This window comes from Franconibacter daqui (genome assembly GCF_014644275.1).
In the GTDB taxonomy this organism is placed as follows: Bacteria; Pseudomonadota; Gammaproteobacteria; order Enterobacterales; family Enterobacteriaceae; genus Franconibacter; species Franconibacter pulveris.
On sequence record NZ_BMKJ01000001.1, the window covers coordinates 324,912 to 340,481 of the forward strand.

The window sequence follows — 15,570 nt, forward strand, 5'->3', positions numbered from 1 at the left end:
TTAGTAAAAAACCGCCAACACGCCCGGATTAATCCTGGTTATTATTCGCTTGCTAAATGTTATACGGCAATTTATCAAGGGAATAGAATGACTATAAAAATGAAAGCGCTGGCGGCATCCGTCGGCGCGGCGGTGGCACTGCTTTCTTGCGCCGCTCAGGCGGAAATCACCGTTCTTAAACAAGACCCGCAGGCGGGCAATCCGCTGAGCCGTCTTAACTTCACCGTTGGCGGCAGTATTCGTCCGCAGTTCCAGAATATGACCGGGGACGACGGTAAAAACAGCTACAAGCGTAACGGCTTTGACGGCGGCACCCGCTTCCGCTTTGCTGCCGATTACTATCTGTTTGATGACATTAGCTGGGTGAGCTACTACGAGCTGGGCGTCAATATTCCGGCGCAGTTTAACTGGGACCACCACTATGCTGACGGCGCTCGCGACACGTCGCGCCGCATGCTCTATACCGGGCTAAAGAGCGATACCTGGGGTTTGCTGACCTTTGGCCAGCAGAACAGCGTTTATTACGATGTGGTCGGCGTGAAAACCGATATCTGGGACTATGACATGATTGGTCAGGCCCCGGGCAACGGCATCAACGGCGATTACGATGGCTCTTACCGTTCGCGCAAGATGCTGAAGTACAGAAAAACCGTAGGCGATGCCGATATTTTTGCCTCCTACCTGTTTGAAGACAGCGAATTTCTGCCGGGCAACGGCCTGCGCTACAAGCGTAAAGGCGGCGGTTCTTTAGGTATTGATTACCATCTGACCGGCGATCTCGCCTGGGGCGCGGCGTGGAACTATACCCGCGCGGATATGCGTAACCCGGACAACCACGACAGCAAAACGTACGATCAGAATATCGTAGGCACCGCGCTGAGCTGGACGCCGGATAACTGGACACTCTCCGCAGGCGGCGGCTGGTACCAAAACTTCATGACCACCAAAAAAGTCTCGGTGAATGATTATTTCGCGGGCGACGCCTGGGGCATTGAATACTTCGCCGGTTATAAGTTCCCGGTGGGGCAGTATGCGGTAAAATCCATTCAGCCTTACTTTATGGGCGACCGTATTGAATATGTTAACGGCCGCAACTACCAGCGCATCGACAATGGCGTAGGCGTCAGCGTCCAGCTGGATTACGGCTTCCGTGTCGATTACGAACACGTGTTTACCTCCAGTACCGACAACCTGGGCGATATGAACCTGGTGCGTCTGCGTTACGACTTCTAAACCGCGCGCCCGGCGCGCTTTTATCTGCCGGAGCGACAACGCGTTTAACCCCAACGCCGGGCAGGCATCCGCCCGTCCGGCGCTTTCCCGCTCTCCTGCTATGCAAATTCGTAAAATGCATAAGCTTATTGCTCTCTATTCAACGACATATCCGGCTACATCTTGAAATAATTTCAAGGACAGCGGCTTGCGATCTGTGCCATGTTAAGCGAAGCCTTTATCCACAGGGCAAGAAAGGATTGCGCCGCATAGCACGGCGCACCACACAGCAACGCAACGTTTTAAATGGAGAAGTTATGGGATTGCGTCACTCGTTTCGCGCCGCAACCGGCGCGCTTTTGCTGGCCTGCGGGCTACAGCTCGCGCATGCCGGCAGCGACCCGCACACTATCGTTTTCGGCGTGGCGCCGGGACCGTATGGCGACATGGTAAAGCAGGCCATCGCCCCTTCGCTTAAAGAGAAAGGCTATAAAGTCGTGGTGCGCGAGTTCAGCGACTATGTGCAGCCGAACATGGCGCTCGCCAACGGCAGCATCGACGCCAATCTCTTCCAGCACTCGCTCTATTTTGAAAAATTTACCGCCGACAAAGGGCTGAAGCTCACGAAGCTGATTACCGTGCCCACGGCAGGGATGGGGCTCTATTCGCGCAAAATCAAAAGCGTCGACGAGCTGAAAAAAGGCGACATCATTACGCTTTCCAACGACCCAACCAACCTGGCGCGCGGCCTGCGCTTTTTGCAGTCGCTCGGGCTTATCACCATCAAAGAGAATATTGACCCGACGAAAGCTTCCGAGCGCGATATCGCCAGCAACCCGAAGGGGCTGGTCTTTAAGCCGCTGGAAGCCGCGCAGTTGCCCCGCACGCTGGATGGCGTAACCGCTTCGCTGGTAAATGGCAACTTCGCTATCGCCGCGGGCCTTAAGCTCTCTACTGCCCTGAAGCAGGAACAGCTGGATGAGAACCTGAAAAATATTATCGCGGTGCGCACGGAAGATGCGGACAAACCTTTCGCGAAAGATATTGTTACGGTCGTGAAATCCCCGGCTTACGCCGCGGTGATCAACGATCCGAAAAACATCTATAACGCGTTTCAGCAGCCGGACTGGATGACGGCGGCGAAAAAACAGTAAGCGCATCGCTTTTGCGCGGGCAGGCTTTGGGGCCTGCCCGCGTTTTGTTTATTGAGGTTCCGCATGATTGAAATTAACAACGTCTGCGTCGATTTCGCTTCGCGGCGCGGGCCTGCCACGCGCGCGGTTGATAACGTCAGCTTACGCATCGCCCCCGGCGAAATCTTTGGCATCGTCGGCACCAGCGGCGCCGGGAAAAGCACGCTGCTGCGCACGCTGAACGCCTTAACGCGTCCGAGCGAAGGCAGCATAACCGTCAATGGCACCGAAATTTCCGCGCTACGCGGCGCGGCGCTGCGCCAGGCGCGCCAGCGTATCGGCATGATCTTTCAGCATTTCAACCTGATGCATACCCGTACCGTGGCCCAAAACGTGGCGTTCAGCCTGAAGGCGGCGGGATGGGAGCGGGCGAAAATCGCCCCGCGCGTGGCGGAAATCCTGGAGCTGGTGGGGCTTAGCGACAAAGCGAACCGCTACCCGGCGCAGCTTTCCGGCGGGCAGAAACAGCGCGTCGGCATCGCCCGCGCTATCGCCAACCACCCGGATGTGTTGCTGTGCGACGAGCCCACTTCCGCGCTCGATCTGGAGACGTCCGCCACGATCCTCGCGCTGCTGAAGCGGATCAACGAGCAGCTTGGCATCACGATTGTGCTGATCACGCACGAGATGAACGTTGTCAAAACGATCTGTGACCGCGTGGCGGTGATGTCCGGCGGCAAAGTGGTGGAAGAGGGCGAGGTGTTTAATATCTTCGCCCATCCGCAGCATCCCTTTACCCAACAGTTAGTCTCCCACACGCTCAACCTGACGCTGCCAGCTAGCGTGCGTCAGCACCTGCAAGGGTCGCTGCTGAAGGTGCTGTTTGTGGGCGACTCCGCCGAGCAGCCGGTGCTCTGCGAAGCGGCGGTAAACTTCGGCGTGGCGGTGAATATCCTGCATGGCAAAATCGAGTATATCGGCGAGCAGGCGCTCGGCATTTTAGTGGTGCAGCTCACCGCGAAGGATAACCCGGCAGCGGTAGCGGCGGCGGTGGAGCACATTCGCGCGCGTACGGCGCAGGTGGAGGTGATTAATGGATGATTTACTGGCCGACCTGGGCCTCGCGTTTAACGAAACCTTCCAGATGCTGGGCATCTCCACGCTGCTGGCTATCGTCGGCGGGCTGCCGCTTGGTTTTCTTATTTTCGTGACCGACCGGCACCTCTTCTGGCAAAACCGCGTCGTGAATGTGGTGAGTTCCGTGCTGGTGAATATCATTCGTTCGGTGCCGTTCGTTATTTTGCTGGTGCTGCTGCTGCCGCTGACGCAGTTTCTGCTTGGCAACACCATCGGGCCGATAGCCGCTTCGGTGCCGCTTTCTGTCGCCGCCATCGCCTTTTACGCGCGCCTGGTGGACGGGGCGCTGCGCGAGGTGGACCGGGGGATTATCGAAGCGGCCGAAGCGTTTGGCGCAAGCCCGATGCGCATTATCTGCACCGTACTGCTGCCGGAGGCGAGCGCCGGATTGCTGCGCGGCCTGACCATCACGCTGGTGAGCCTGATAGGCTACTCGGCGATGGCGGGCATCGTTGGCGGCGGCGGGGTGGGGGATTTGGCGATTCGCTACGGCTATTACCGCTATGAGACGCAGGTGATGATCGTCACCGTAGTGGCGCTGATCGTTCTGGTGCAGGTTGTGCAAATGCTGGGCGACTGGCTGGCGAAACGCGCCGACAAGCGAGACCGGCATTGATGCCTGGGGGCAGGAAATCTGCCCCTTGTTTTATCCGCCGTAGCGCTCCTCAAGCCACGCCTTCACCTGCGCATAGTCGCCGCGAAAGACGATATTCGCTGATTTCTTCTCCAGCTGATAGCGGTACATCGGGTCGTAATACTCTTTCAGCAGCGGGATCAGCCAGTCAAAATGGGCCTCGTGACGGCCCGTCTGCTGGTGGCGCGAAAGCGCCTGCGCCTGTATGTCGGCAAGCGCGGCGAAGCGCTGCAACCCCAGCCGACGACGAATGGCATACAGACCCTGATGCAGGTAATCGCCAAATTCGCGCCAGCCCGCCTCTTCGCCATAAGCCTCGCACCAGGCCTGCTGCATAGCGACAAAATACTCCTGCCCGAGCCTTTCAAGGCGGCGTTCAAACGGCTCTTCCACCACGGCGACCGGCGAGCACGCCATTTGCTCGCGAAGCGCGGCGGGGAGGTGGTTTGCGCCGATCGTGCGCCCTTCGTCTTCCAGCACCCAGAAAGGCGAGGGCAGCGTTTGCCACACCGCCTCACGCGCCAGCAGGTCGCCTGCAAGGCAGTTTTCAAAACTCGCCTGTGAAAGCTGGGCGGTAAGCGTGCGGCCAAACGACGAGCCGCGATGGCGCGCCAGCGCTTCCAGGTCGACCCCCGTCGCCATCTCGCGCACCAGCAGGGTTTTGCCGCTGCCGGTGCAGCCGCCCACCAGCACCAGCGGACGGCGCGCCAGCGCATCAATGGCGTCGACTGCCGCCTGGCGCAGCGCTTTGTAACCACCAATAACCAGCGGATAGTCCACGCCGCTCTCTTTCAGCCATTGCTGGACGATGTGCGAGCGCAGCCCACCCCGGGCGCAGTAGAGATAACCTTGCGGATGGCGCAGGCAGGCGGCTTTCCAGGCCGCCAGGCGCTGCTCGCGCGTTTCGCCCTGCACCAGACGGTGGCCGAGCGCGAGTGCCGCCTGCTGACCCTGTTGCTTATAACAGGTGCCGACGGCGGCGCGCTCTTCGTTATTCATCAACGGCAGGTTAAGGGCCGCCGGCAGCGCCCCCTGGGTGAACTCGACCGGCGCGCGCACGTCGATAAGCGGCGTCGCCTGCGCAAGCAGGGCGCGGTAGTCGCTGGTGTCGGGCCGCGCCGTTAACTTCTGTTCCATTTAACTCCCCTGAACGTCATAACCGCGCCATTCTACGCCCGCAGAACGCCGGGAGGGAGAAACTTTGCACCCGTCCGGTTGAACGGCGCCATTAAGCGCTTAGCTAAATTTCAGTAAATGACATACGCAGACTGGCAATAGAACGGCGAAAAAGCGGCGATTTCACCACAAAAAGCGCCGGTTTAACGGTTTTTTAGCCGTCGATATTTCCGGACGACTTTACCGCTTTCCTTCCCGATGTCTAAACAGCACAGAATATTCCGTTTGGTTCTAAACAGGGGGTAAAGGTTCTTTAACGGCGAAAAAAGGCGGTCCTATTATCTGCGCAATACCGTTGTGACTGGATAACCGCAATGACCATAGCCCATACCGTAAGCGAGCTGATTGGCAACACGCCGCTGTTGCGGCTGCAAAAGCTCGACACCGGCCCCTGCGAGCTGCTGCTTAAGCTTGAGAACCAGAACCCCGGCGGATCTATTAAAGATCGCGTAGCGCTGTCGATGATAAACGAGGCGGAGCGCCAGGGGCGGCTCGCCCCCGGCGGCACCATCATTGAAGCCACCGCGGGCAACACCGGCCTGGGGCTGGCGCTTATCGCCGCGCAAAAAGGGTATCAGCTGATTCTGGTGGTGCCGGACAAAATGAGCCGCGAGAAGATTTATCACCTGCGGGCGCTGGGCGCACAGGTGCGGCTTACCCGTTCAGACGTGAACAAAGGCCATCCCGCCTATTATCAGGATTATGCGAAGCGCCTGGCGCAGGAGACGCCCGGGGCGTTTTATATCGACCAGTTTAATAACCCCGCCAACCCGCTGGCGCATGAAACCACTACCGCCCCGGAGCTTTATGCCCAGGCGGAAGGGAAAATCGACGCGATTGTGGTGGGCGTCGGTTCTGGCGGTACGCTCGGCGGGTTGCAGGCCTGGTTTCGCCAGCATTCTCCCGAAACGGAATTTATTCTCGCCGACCCGGCGGGCTCGATCCTTGCGGATGAAGTGGAGCAGGGAAGCCACGGCGAGGCGGGCTCCTGGCGCGTGGAGGGGATTGGCGAAGACTTTATACCGCCGCTCGCGCGTCTTGACGGCGTGCGCCGCGCTTACCGCATTTCCGATGCGCAGGCGTTTGATACCGCCCGCCAGCTATTAAAAACCGAAGGTATCCTGGCGGGCTCCTCTACCGGCACGCTGCTCGCTGCCGCGCTGCGCTACTGCCGCACCCAGACTACGCCGAAGCGGGTGGTCACTTTCGCCTGCGACAGCGGCAATAAATACCTCTCCAAAATGTTTAATGATGACTGGCTGCGCCAGCAGGGACTGCTTCAGCGGCCCTCAACCGGCGACCTGCGCGATTTCATCGCTTTTCGCCATGACGAAGGGGCGACAGTGACCGCCGCGCCTGACGACACGCTGGCGACGGTGCTGGCGCGCATGCGGCTTTACGATATTTCTCAACTGCCGGTGCTGGAAGGCGGCGTCGTGGTCGGCATCGTCGATGAGTGGGATTTGCTTAACGCGGTGCGCGGCGACAGCGCGCGCTTTCTTGAACCGGTCTCCGGCGCCATGAATCCGCGCGTCGAAACGCTCGACAAGGGCGCCAGCGAGAGCGAGCTGTTTGATGTTTTCTCCCGTGGGCTGGTGGCGGTCGTGACCGACGCTGACCGTTTCCTCGGGCTTATTACCCGCACCGACGTGCTGAACGTCTGGCGCAACCGGCTTGAATCATAAGGAGCTTTATCATGGATAATTTCGCCACCCTGAGCGTGCACAGCGGCACTCACGACGACCAGCACGGCGCGGTGATGCCGCCTATTTACGCCACCTCCACGTACGCCCAACCCGCGCCGGGCGAGCATACCGGCTATGAATACTCGCGCAGCGGCAACCCAACCCGCCATGCGCTGGAGCGCGCTATCGCAGAGCTGGAAGGCGGCGCGCAGGGCTACGCTTTCGCCTCCGGTCTTGCGGCCATTTCCACGGTGCTGGAGCTGCTGGATAAAGAGAGCCATATTGTGGCGATTGACGATGTATACGGCGGCACTTATCGCCTGCTGGAAAATGTGCGCAAGCGCACCGCCGGGCTGACGGTGAGCTGGGTGAAGCCGGATGACCTGGCAGCCCTGGAGGCGGCTATTCGCCCGGAAACGAAAATGGTCTGGGTGGAGACGCCGACCAATCCGCTGCTCAAGCTGGCTGACCTTGCGGCTATCGCGGCCATCGCCCGACGCCATGGCGTTATCAGCGTGGCGGATAACACCTTTGCTTCCCCCGCCCTGCAACGCCCGCTGTCGCTGGGCTTCGACATCGTGGTGCATTCCGCCACGAAATACCTGAACGGGCATTCCGACGTGGTCGCCGGGCTGGCGGTGGTGGGCGATAACGCTGAACTGCGCGAAAGGCTCGCTTACCTGCAAAATGCGGTGGGCGGCGTGCTCGACCCGTTCAGCAGCTTCCTGACCCTGCGCGGCATCCGCACGCTGGCGCTGAGGATGGAAAAGCACAGCGCCAACGCGCTGAAAATCGCCCGCTGGCTTGAACAGCAGCCACAGGTAGAAACGGTGTTCTTTCCGTGGCTTGAGACGCACCCGCAGCATCCGCTTGCACAGCAGCAAATGCGCGGGCCGGGCGGCATGATTTCGGTAGTGGTGAAAGGCGATGAAGGCCAGGCGGCGAAGGTCATCAAAAAGCTGCGCCTTTTTACGCTTGCGGAAAGTTTAGGCGGCGTGGAAAGCCTGGTCAGCCAGCCGTTTTTTATGACGCACGCGTCCATTCCTCTTGAGCAACGGCTCGCCAACAACATTACGCCGCAGCTGATCCGCCTTTCAGTGGGCATTGAAGATGCCGATGATTTGATTGCGGATTTAGCGCAGGCGCTGGGAGAATAAGCGGCTTTCGCAAAATGTGGGTAAGCGCAGCGCCTTCAGGCGTCGGGGTTAAAAAAAGCGGGCTTTGCGGCCCGCTTTTATTCAACCCAGCTTCATCTGCGCCCAGGCGATGCCGCTGGCGTATTCCGGCGGCAGCAACGGCACCAGCGCTTCCAGGGTGGCGCAGAGCCGCGCCGTGTCGCTGTCGTTCAGGTTCAGGTGGCCCACTTTACGGCCCGGGCGCACCTCTTTGTCGTACCAGTGCAGGTGAACCAGCGGCAGCTTAAGCCAGTCGTAGTTAAGGTCGGTGCCGATCAGGTTCACCATCACCGAAGGGCTGTTGACCACCGGCTGCGGCAGCGGTAAATCCACCACGGCGCGCAGGTGCAGTTCAAACTGGCTGATGGAGGCGCCGTTCTGCGTCCAGTGGCCGCTGTTGTGAACACGCGGCGCCAGCTCGTTAATCAGCAGGCCGGCAGGCGTCACGAAGCACTCCATCGCCATCACGCCCACATAGTTCAGCTCCTGCATAATGGCGCAAAGCATCGTTTCCGCCTGCGCCTGCTGCTCTACGCTTGCCTGCGGGAAGGCGACGCTGGTGCGCAGAATGCCGTCCTGATGCAGGTTATGGGTCAGCGGATAAAAGACCGTGTCGCCATTGTGGCCGCGGGCGCCAACCAGCGATACTTCGCCCGTAAAGTTAATGCCTTGTTCGACGATGCATTCGCCGTAGCAGTCGTCTGGCAGTTGCCCGGTTTCATCAGCGCGCAAGCGCCACTGGCCGCGCCCGTCATAGCCGCCGACGCGGCGCTTAACTATCGCCAGTTCGCCAAGACGGTCAAACACCGCGGGCCATTCGCTTTTCTGCGACAGCAACTGCCAGGGCGCGGTGGCCAGGTTCAGCTTGTCGAAAAGCTGTTTCTGCGTCAGGCGGTCGGCAATAATCGGGAAGACGTCGCGGTTAACAAACGCCGGATGACGCGCCAGCTCGCGGGTAAGGGCGGTTTCCGGCCAGCGCTCAATTTCCGCGGTGATCACGCTCTGGCTGAAAGGCACCGCCTGCGGTTCAGCGTCCAGCCCCACGGGCCAGACCGGAATGCCCAGCGGCTCGCCCGCCTGGCGCAGCATACGGCCAAGCTGACCGTTGCCGAGAACGCAAACCTGTTTCATGCCGCACCCCGCGGATCCGGGTTTTCCAGCACTTCATCCGTCTGCTGCTGGCGCCAGGCGCTGAGGCGGTTTAACAGCGCCGCGTCGTGCTGCGCCAGAATTTGCGCCGCCAGCAAGGCGGCATTGGCCGCGCCCGCTTTACCAATGGCGAGCGTACCCACCGGAATGCCGCGCGGCATCTGCACGATGGAGTAGAGGCTGTCGACGCCGCTCAGGGCCGCGCTCTGCACCGGCACGCCCAGTACCGGCACCAGCGTTTTCGCCGCAATCATGCCAGGCAGATGCGCAGCACCCCCCGCGCCCGCGATAATCACCTGAAAGCCGTTCGCCTGAGCCGCTTCGGCGAAGCTGAACAGCTTATCCGGCGTGCGGTGGGCGGAAACCACTTCTACATGGTGGGGAACGTCGAGGGCATCAAGAATTTCAGCGGCGAACTGCATGGTGGCCCAGTCACTTTTCGAACCCATGACAATAGCGATACGCGCCGGATGGTTGCCTGAAGACATACGTCTAAAAACTCCTGTGGGGTGTGCGGACAAAACAACGAGTCGTCGTTACGAGGAGTGCGAGAATAGCATGGTTTTACGGCAAGGAAAACGGTTGCGCGGCCGCCGCGGCGGCAAAAATGGCATGCAGAAGTTAAAACGCAAAGGCGATAAGTTCGATGCTTTCGGCGGTGACTTTGATCATGGAGCCTTGCGTATGCCAGGCGCCTAAAACGTAGCGAAAAGCGGGCTCGCCGTTAGCCTTCAGCCCGTGAACGGCGGGGCGGTGCGTGTGGCCGTGTATCAGGTGCTGCACGCGGTGGCGCTCAAGCGTTTCGGCTACCGCTTGCGGGTTCACATCCATGATAGCCATATCTTTAACGCGGTTAGCGGATTGACTGCCGGCGCGCATTTTTGCGGCGATGCGTTTACGAATAAACAGCGGCAGGGCGAGAAACAGGGTTTGCAGCCAGGGCTGATGCACTTTGGCGCGAAATGCCTGATAGCCCACATCGTCGGTGCAGAGGGTGTCGCCATGCATAATAAGCACGCGTTTGCCGTACAGGTTAAGCACTTTTTCTTCCGGCAGAAGCTGCATGCCGCTTTCCCTGGCGAAGCGCTTGCCCAGCAGGAAATCCCGGTTGCCGTGAATGAAATAACAGGCGACGCCGCTTTCAACCAGTGTGCGAATGGCGGCGGCGATTTGCGCGTGCAGCGGGTTCGGGTCGTCGTCGCCAATCCAGGCTTCAAACAGGTCGCCGAGAATGTAAAGCGCATCGGCCTGCCGCGCTTCACCTGCCAGAAAACGCAGAAAACCGGCGGTTATCGCCGGTTCTTCTGCGCACAGATGAAGATCTGCGATAAAGAGTGTGGCCACGATTACTCGCTGACGGTCACGCGCTCGATTACCACGTCTTCTTTCGGTACGTCCTGGTGCATGCCGCTGCGGCCGGTCGCCACGCCTTTGATTTTGTCGACCACGTCCATGCCTTCCACCACTTCGGCGAATACGCAGTAGCCCCAACCCTGCAGGCTTTCGCCGCTGAAGTTCAGGAAGTCGTTATCCACTACGTTGATGAAGAACTGCGCGGTAGCGGAGTGCGGCGCCTGAGTACGGGCCATCGCCAGCGTACCACGGGTATTTTTCAGACCGTTGTTCGCTTCGTTTTTGATAGCGTCTTTGGTCGCTTTCTGCTTCATGCCCGGCTCAAAACCGCCGCCCTGGATCATAAAGCCATTAATCACACGGTGGAAAATGGTGTTGTCGTAAAAACCTTCGCGGCAGTAGTCCAGGAAGTTCTTAACAGTTTCCGGCGCCTTATCGTCAAAAGTTTTGATAACGATATCGCCGTGATTGGTGTGAAAAGTAACCATGCTTGCATCCTGTTCTGTGTAGTAGTGCTGAAGCCTGCTGCGCAGGCAACGTCAGGCTGTTGTTATAGCATAACTTGCAGGTAGCGATCACCTTGCAAAGTGTGCTCCTTCCGGTTTGAATTATGAGGTAACATAACGCTTTTCGTCTTTACCACACACTGATACGGAATCTCCTGATGTTAAAAATCTTCAACACAATGAGTCGCCAAAAAGAGGAATTCAAACCTATCCATGCCGGAGAAGTCGGCATGTATGTGTGTGGCATTACCGTTTACGATCTCTGTCATATCGGCCATGGCCGTACGTTTGTCGCTTTCGACGTCGTGGCGCGCTACCTGCGTTTCCTCGGCTATAAGCTGAAGTACGTGCGTAACATTACCGATATCGACGATAAAATCATCAAACGAGCGAATGAAAATGGCGAAAATTTTGTCGCGCTGGTGGACCGCATGGTCGCCGAGATGCACAAAGATTTCGATGCGCTGAATATCCTGCGCCCGGACAGCGAGCCGCGCGCCACGCAGCATATCCATGAAATTATCGAGCTTGTGGAGCAGTTGATCGCCCGCGATCACGCTTATGTGGCGGAAAACGGCGACGTCATGTTCTCCGTGCCGACCGACCCGAACTACGGCGCGCTTTCTCGTCAGGATCTGGAGCAGTTGCAGGCGGGCGCGCGCGTTGAGGTGGCGGACGTGAAGCGCAACCCGATGGACTTCGTGCTGTGGAAGATGTCCAAGCCAGGCGAGCCGAGCTGGCCGTCGCCCTGGGGCGCAGGGCGTCCGGGCTGGCATATTGAGTGCTCCGCCATGAACTGCAAGCAGCTCGGCAGCCATTTCGATATTCACGGCGGCGGTTCAGACCTGATGTTCCCGCACCATGAAAACGAAATCGCGCAGTCCACCTGCGCCCATGACGGCGAGTATGTGAACTACTGGATGCACTCCGGCATGGTGATGGTGGATCGCGAGAAAATGTCGAAATCCCTCGGCAATTTCTTTACCGTGCGCGACGTGCTGAAGTATTACGACGCTGAAACCATCCGCTATTTTCTGATGTCCGGCCACTACCGCAGCCAGCTGAACTACAGCGAAGAGAACTTAAAGCAGGCGCGCGCCTCGCTGGAGCGGCTCTACACCGCGTTGCGCGGCACTGACAGCCGCGTGGACGCTGCAGGCGGCGAGGCCTTTGAAGCGCGCTTTCGTGAAGCGATGGATGACGATTTCAATACCCCGGAAGCCTACTCGGTGCTGTTCGACATGGCGCGCGAAGTGAACCGCCTGAAAACGGAAGACAAGACGGCGGCGAATCATCTTGCGGCGCATTTGCGTAAACTTTCCGCCGTGCTGGGCCTGCTGGGGCAGGAGCCGGAGCAGTTCCTGCAAAGCGGCGCGCAGGCGGACGACGCAGAAGTGGCGGAAATTGAAGCGTTGATCCACAAGCGTCTGGAAGCGCGTAAGTCGAAAGACTGGGCGGCGGCGGACGCGGCGCGTGACCGCTTAAACGAGATGGGCATTGTGCTGGAAGACGGGCCGCAGGGCACCACCTGGCGACGTAAATAAGAAAGAGCGGCGAAAGCCGCTTTTTTTATGCGCGGCGTAAAAAGTCATACTAGGTTTACCGGGTGCGTACTCGTTCTGGCAGGCCTCGTCTGTTCGTTTAGCGCTTTTCTATATGCCATTCTGACGGCTTCTGCGTCTTCATTCAGGCGGAGCCGCGCACCACCAACTGACCCGAGAGCGTAATGCGCTGCGCCGCCAGCTCCGGTTCACGTATCTTGCGAACCATCAGCGAGGCTGCCTGGCGTCCGGTTTCATCGCTTGCGGAAGAGACATAGGTGAAAGAGGGCGAGGTGAGGTTTACGTGCATCATGTCTTCAAATCCCGCCAGCGACACCTGCTGGGTCAGGAACACATCTTTGCCAACGGTGCGCCCGACCTGCTGGATCCCGTCGATGCAGCCGATAATGGCGTTCGGCGAGTGGCAGAGCAGGGCGGTGATTTTATTGTTCGCTTCCAGCAATTCACGCGTGGCGAGGCTTGCGGCATGGGTTTCATCGGCGCAGGCTGGGGTAAACTCTTCACGCCACGGCATACCGTACTGCTTCAACGCCGCCTGGTAGCCGAGCAGCCGCTGCTGGCGTATCAGGCAATCTTTACCGCCGCCGATATAAGCGATATTGCGATGGCCGCGCTCAATCAGATAGCGGGTAACGAGACTGCCCGCCTGGCGATTATCCCGCATGACCAGGTCGCGCGCGCTTTGCAGCGGCGACTGGGAAATCGCCACCAGCGGCAGCGGGCAGTTTTCAATCACTTCAGGCAGGGTGTCGCGGGTGGCGTTCGCCGCCAGATAGATAACGCCCGCCACGCCCTGCCGCGTAAAAGAGAGCAGGCACTGTTCAAGCCGCTGCGGGTTGTCTGAGGGCTGCGTAAGAAAAACCATAAAGCCTTGCGCTTCCAGCGCCTGCACCACGCTTGCCGTCACGCGAGTCGAAAAAGCATCATTAAAGTCATGCACAATCAGGCCAATCAGATTCGAGGTGCTGGCGCGCAGGTTCGCCGCCGCTACGTTGTGCACGTAACCGAGCTCCTCAATGGCGGCCTGCACGCGGGCGATCGTCGCCTCTGAGATTTTGCCTTTCTGGCGCAGCACTAACGAGACAGTAGAAACCGAAACCTCCGCCCGTTTAGCGACATCGATGATGCTGACTTTTTTCATCTGATCCCTTCTGCTTTTTTAATCCGTTAGATACCACAAAGCCCCCCGTAGCGATACGGGAGGCTTGCAAAGGCACGGCGCGTCCTTAACGGCCAAGCATGCCTGACATGGTCTGGGCGATAAATTGCGCCCGGGCGCCGAAGATAACCTGGATACCGCTGTCGCCAACGAACACCACGCCGCGCGCGCCTACGCTGTTCAGGCCGTCGCGATCCACACGTTCCGGCTTCGCCACTTCAAGACGCAGGCGGGTGATGCAGGAGCCAACGCTTGAAATATTCTCAGCGCCGCCCAGCAGACCGATAATGTCGTTCGCCAGTTCCGCGTCGGTTTTATCATCCGCATTTGCCGCCACATCCGCACGCCCTGGCGTTTTCACATCAAAACGGCGGATCACGAAGCGGAAAGTGAAGTAATAAATAATCGCCATCGGGATGCCGACGATGACCGCGTTCAGGTAGTTAGTCTCGTAACCGTTGAACGAAGGCAGGATCCCAAACGAGATATAGTCAATAAGCCCGGCGGAGAAGGATTTCACAATATGCGCGTGCAGCAGGTACATGCACATATAGGAAAGCCCGGCCATGATGGCGTTAAAGACATACAGCACAGGCGCCACAAAGATAAAGGTAAATTCAACCGGCTCTGTGATCCCGGTCAGGAAACAGGTAAGCGCGGCGGAGAAAAGAATGCCGGAGGCGATCTTTTTATTTTTAGTGTTCGCTTCGTGGTACATGGCGAGGCAAGCCGCAGGCAGCGCGAACAGCATCAGCGGGTACTCGCCCTGCAGGAATTTACCGGCGTTCTGGTAACTGTCGCTGCTGAAGCTTTTCACGCCTTCTTCCAGCATTTTGAACCAGATGGTCTGATCGCCATGGATCAACTGGCCCGACTGGGTGGTGTAATCGCCAAAGGAGTACCAGAACGACGGGTACCAGATATGGTGAAGGCCAAGCGGAATAAGCGCACGTTCAACCAGACCAAAAATAAAGGTCGAAGCCGCCTGGTTGTCACCGTTAACCACAATGGAAAGCGCGTCGATGCCCGCCTGAATGTGCTGCCAGATGTAGGGCAGCACCAGTCCGAGCAGGAAGGAGAGCAGGGCGGTGGCGATAGCGACAAAGCGCTTGCCGGAAAAGAAGCCCAGAAACTCCGGCAATTGCAGCGTGTGGAAACGGTTATAACACCACGCGGCGAGAATGCCGCAAATAAGTCCGCCAAACACCCCCATCTGCAAGGTCGGGATGCCAATGACCAACGCATATTTGCCGCCGTTGGCCGCCATTTCCGGCGTAATGCCGAGCATGGTGCCGATGGTGACGTTAACAATTAACACCGAAACCGCCGCCGAAAGCGCAGCGATGCCAGATTCCGCCGCCAGACCTACGGCTGAACCAATGGCGAACAGCACCGGCAGGTTATCGAAAATAACCCCGCCTGCGTTCATCATCAGCGGCAAGTGAAACTTATCACCGAACGCCAGCAGCAGACCTGCCGCTGGCAATAGCGAAATTGGCAGCATCAACGCGCGGCCAATCATAGAAAGCCTGGAAAGCGATTTAACCAACCCTGACATCAGACTCATGCTGATTTCCCCCGACAGACGATTTATACGGGCTTTTTGACCCTGTTTTATCTAAGTAGAACGTTTTACTAGAACGTTCTACTTATGCTGTTACAGTGCACGCAAACTGCGCAACAGAAATT

Annotated in this window: 14 protein-coding genes; 7 read left to right on the plus strand and 7 right to left on the minus strand. The window is 58.6% G+C overall.

The genetic code is table 11. The features are described from left to right. Positions 1-87 precede the first annotated feature (87 nt). From IEX01_RS01530 to IEX01_RS01545, 4 genes are all read left to right on the plus strand, one after another. Complete coding sequence (locus tag IEX01_RS01530) at positions 88-1,233, plus strand: porin (RefSeq protein WP_188723150.1); 1,146 nt, start codon at positions 88-90, stop codon at positions 1,231-1,233. A 296-nt stretch (positions 1,234-1,529) separates the two neighbouring features. Further along, positions 1,530-2,366 carry a MetQ/NlpA family ABC transporter substrate-binding protein gene (locus tag IEX01_RS01535; protein ID WP_024560593.1) on the plus strand — a complete coding sequence of 279 codons (837 nt, stop codon included), beginning with the start codon at positions 1,530-1,532 and terminating at the stop codon, positions 2,364-2,366. 63 nt (positions 2,367-2,429) lie between these two features. Continuing rightward, the gene (sfbB, locus tag IEX01_RS01540) at positions 2,430-3,446 is read left to right on the plus strand and encodes a virulence-associated ABC transporter ATP-binding protein SfbB (protein ID WP_188723151.1); all 1,017 of its coding nucleotides are present in this window, start codon (positions 2,430-2,432) and stop codon (positions 3,444-3,446) included. Beyond that, positions 3,439-4,098, plus strand: a complete 660-nt coding sequence (locus IEX01_RS01545; RefSeq protein ID WP_024557363.1) for a methionine ABC transporter permease — start codon at positions 3,439-3,441, stop codon at positions 4,096-4,098. The genes sfbB and IEX01_RS01545 overlap by 8 nt, the downstream gene beginning before the upstream one ends. A gap of 30 nt (positions 4,099-4,128) precedes the next feature. Here the strand turns inward: IEX01_RS01545 and mnmH are convergent, their stop codons facing one another. Then, positions 4,129-5,253, minus strand: a complete 1,125-nt coding sequence (gene mnmH / locus IEX01_RS01550) for a tRNA 2-selenouridine(34) synthase MnmH (RefSeq protein WP_024557362.1) — start codon at positions 5,251-5,253, stop codon at positions 4,129-4,131. Between the two features lie 353 nt (positions 5,254-5,606). On the opposite strand from mnmH, the gene IEX01_RS01555 reads away from it, so the two are divergent. Together IEX01_RS01555 and IEX01_RS01560 are read left to right on the plus strand one after the other, a co-directional pair. Then, positions 5,607-6,977: a pyridoxal-phosphate dependent enzyme gene (locus IEX01_RS01555; protein ID WP_188723152.1), complete on the plus strand. Its 1,371-nt coding sequence runs from the start codon at positions 5,607-5,609 to the stop codon at positions 6,975-6,977. Between the two features lie 11 nt (positions 6,978-6,988). Further along, on the plus strand, positions 6,989-8,134 hold the full coding sequence (locus IEX01_RS01560; RefSeq protein ID WP_024557360.1) for a trans-sulfuration enzyme family protein: 1,146 nt from the start codon (positions 6,989-6,991) through the stop codon (positions 8,132-8,134). Positions 8,135-8,215: 81 nt separating this feature from the next. On the opposite strand, the gene purK is transcribed toward IEX01_RS01560, so the two are convergent. The 4 genes from purK to ppiB form a co-directional block, all read right to left on the minus strand. Continuing rightward, on the minus strand, positions 8,216-9,283 hold the full coding sequence (gene purK, locus IEX01_RS01565; protein WP_188723153.1) for a 5-(carboxyamino)imidazole ribonucleotide synthase: 1,068 nt from the start codon (positions 9,281-9,283) through the stop codon (positions 8,216-8,218). Beyond that, a complete protein-coding gene (gene purE, locus IEX01_RS01570) occupies positions 9,280-9,789 on the minus strand; it encodes a 5-(carboxyamino)imidazole ribonucleotide mutase (protein ID WP_024557358.1) in 510 nt (169 codons plus the stop codon). The genes purK and purE overlap by 4 nt, the downstream gene beginning before the upstream one ends. A 133-nt stretch (positions 9,790-9,922) precedes the next feature. Next, positions 9,923-10,645, minus strand: coding sequence for a UDP-2,3-diacylglucosamine diphosphatase (gene lpxH, locus IEX01_RS01575; protein WP_188723154.1), 723 nt, complete (start codon positions 10,643-10,645; stop codon positions 9,923-9,925). Positions 10,646-10,647: 2 nt separating this feature from the next. Further along, positions 10,648-11,142, minus strand: coding sequence for a peptidylprolyl isomerase B (gene ppiB / locus IEX01_RS01580; protein WP_024557356.1), 495 nt, complete (start codon positions 11,140-11,142; stop codon positions 10,648-10,650). A gap of 176 nt (positions 11,143-11,318) precedes the next feature. Between ppiB and cysS the strand changes: the two genes are divergently transcribed. Continuing rightward, on the plus strand, positions 11,319-12,704 hold the full coding sequence (gene cysS / locus IEX01_RS01585; RefSeq protein WP_024560827.1) for a cysteine--tRNA ligase: 1,386 nt from the start codon (positions 11,319-11,321) through the stop codon (positions 12,702-12,704). A 142-nt stretch (positions 12,705-12,846) separates the two neighbouring features. On the opposite strand, the gene malI is transcribed toward cysS, so the two are convergent. Together malI and IEX01_RS01595 are read right to left on the minus strand one after the other, a co-directional pair. Continuing rightward, positions 12,847-13,863: a Mal regulon transcriptional regulator MalI gene (gene malI, locus IEX01_RS01590; protein WP_024557354.1), complete on the minus strand. Its 1,017-nt coding sequence runs from the start codon at positions 13,861-13,863 to the stop codon at positions 12,847-12,849. A gap of 85 nt (positions 13,864-13,948) precedes the next feature. Continuing rightward, entirely contained in the window at positions 13,949-15,448 is a 1,500-nt protein-coding gene (locus IEX01_RS01595) for a PTS transporter subunit EIIC (RefSeq protein WP_024557353.1), read from the minus strand. Between the last annotated feature and the right edge of the window lie 122 nt (positions 15,449-15,570).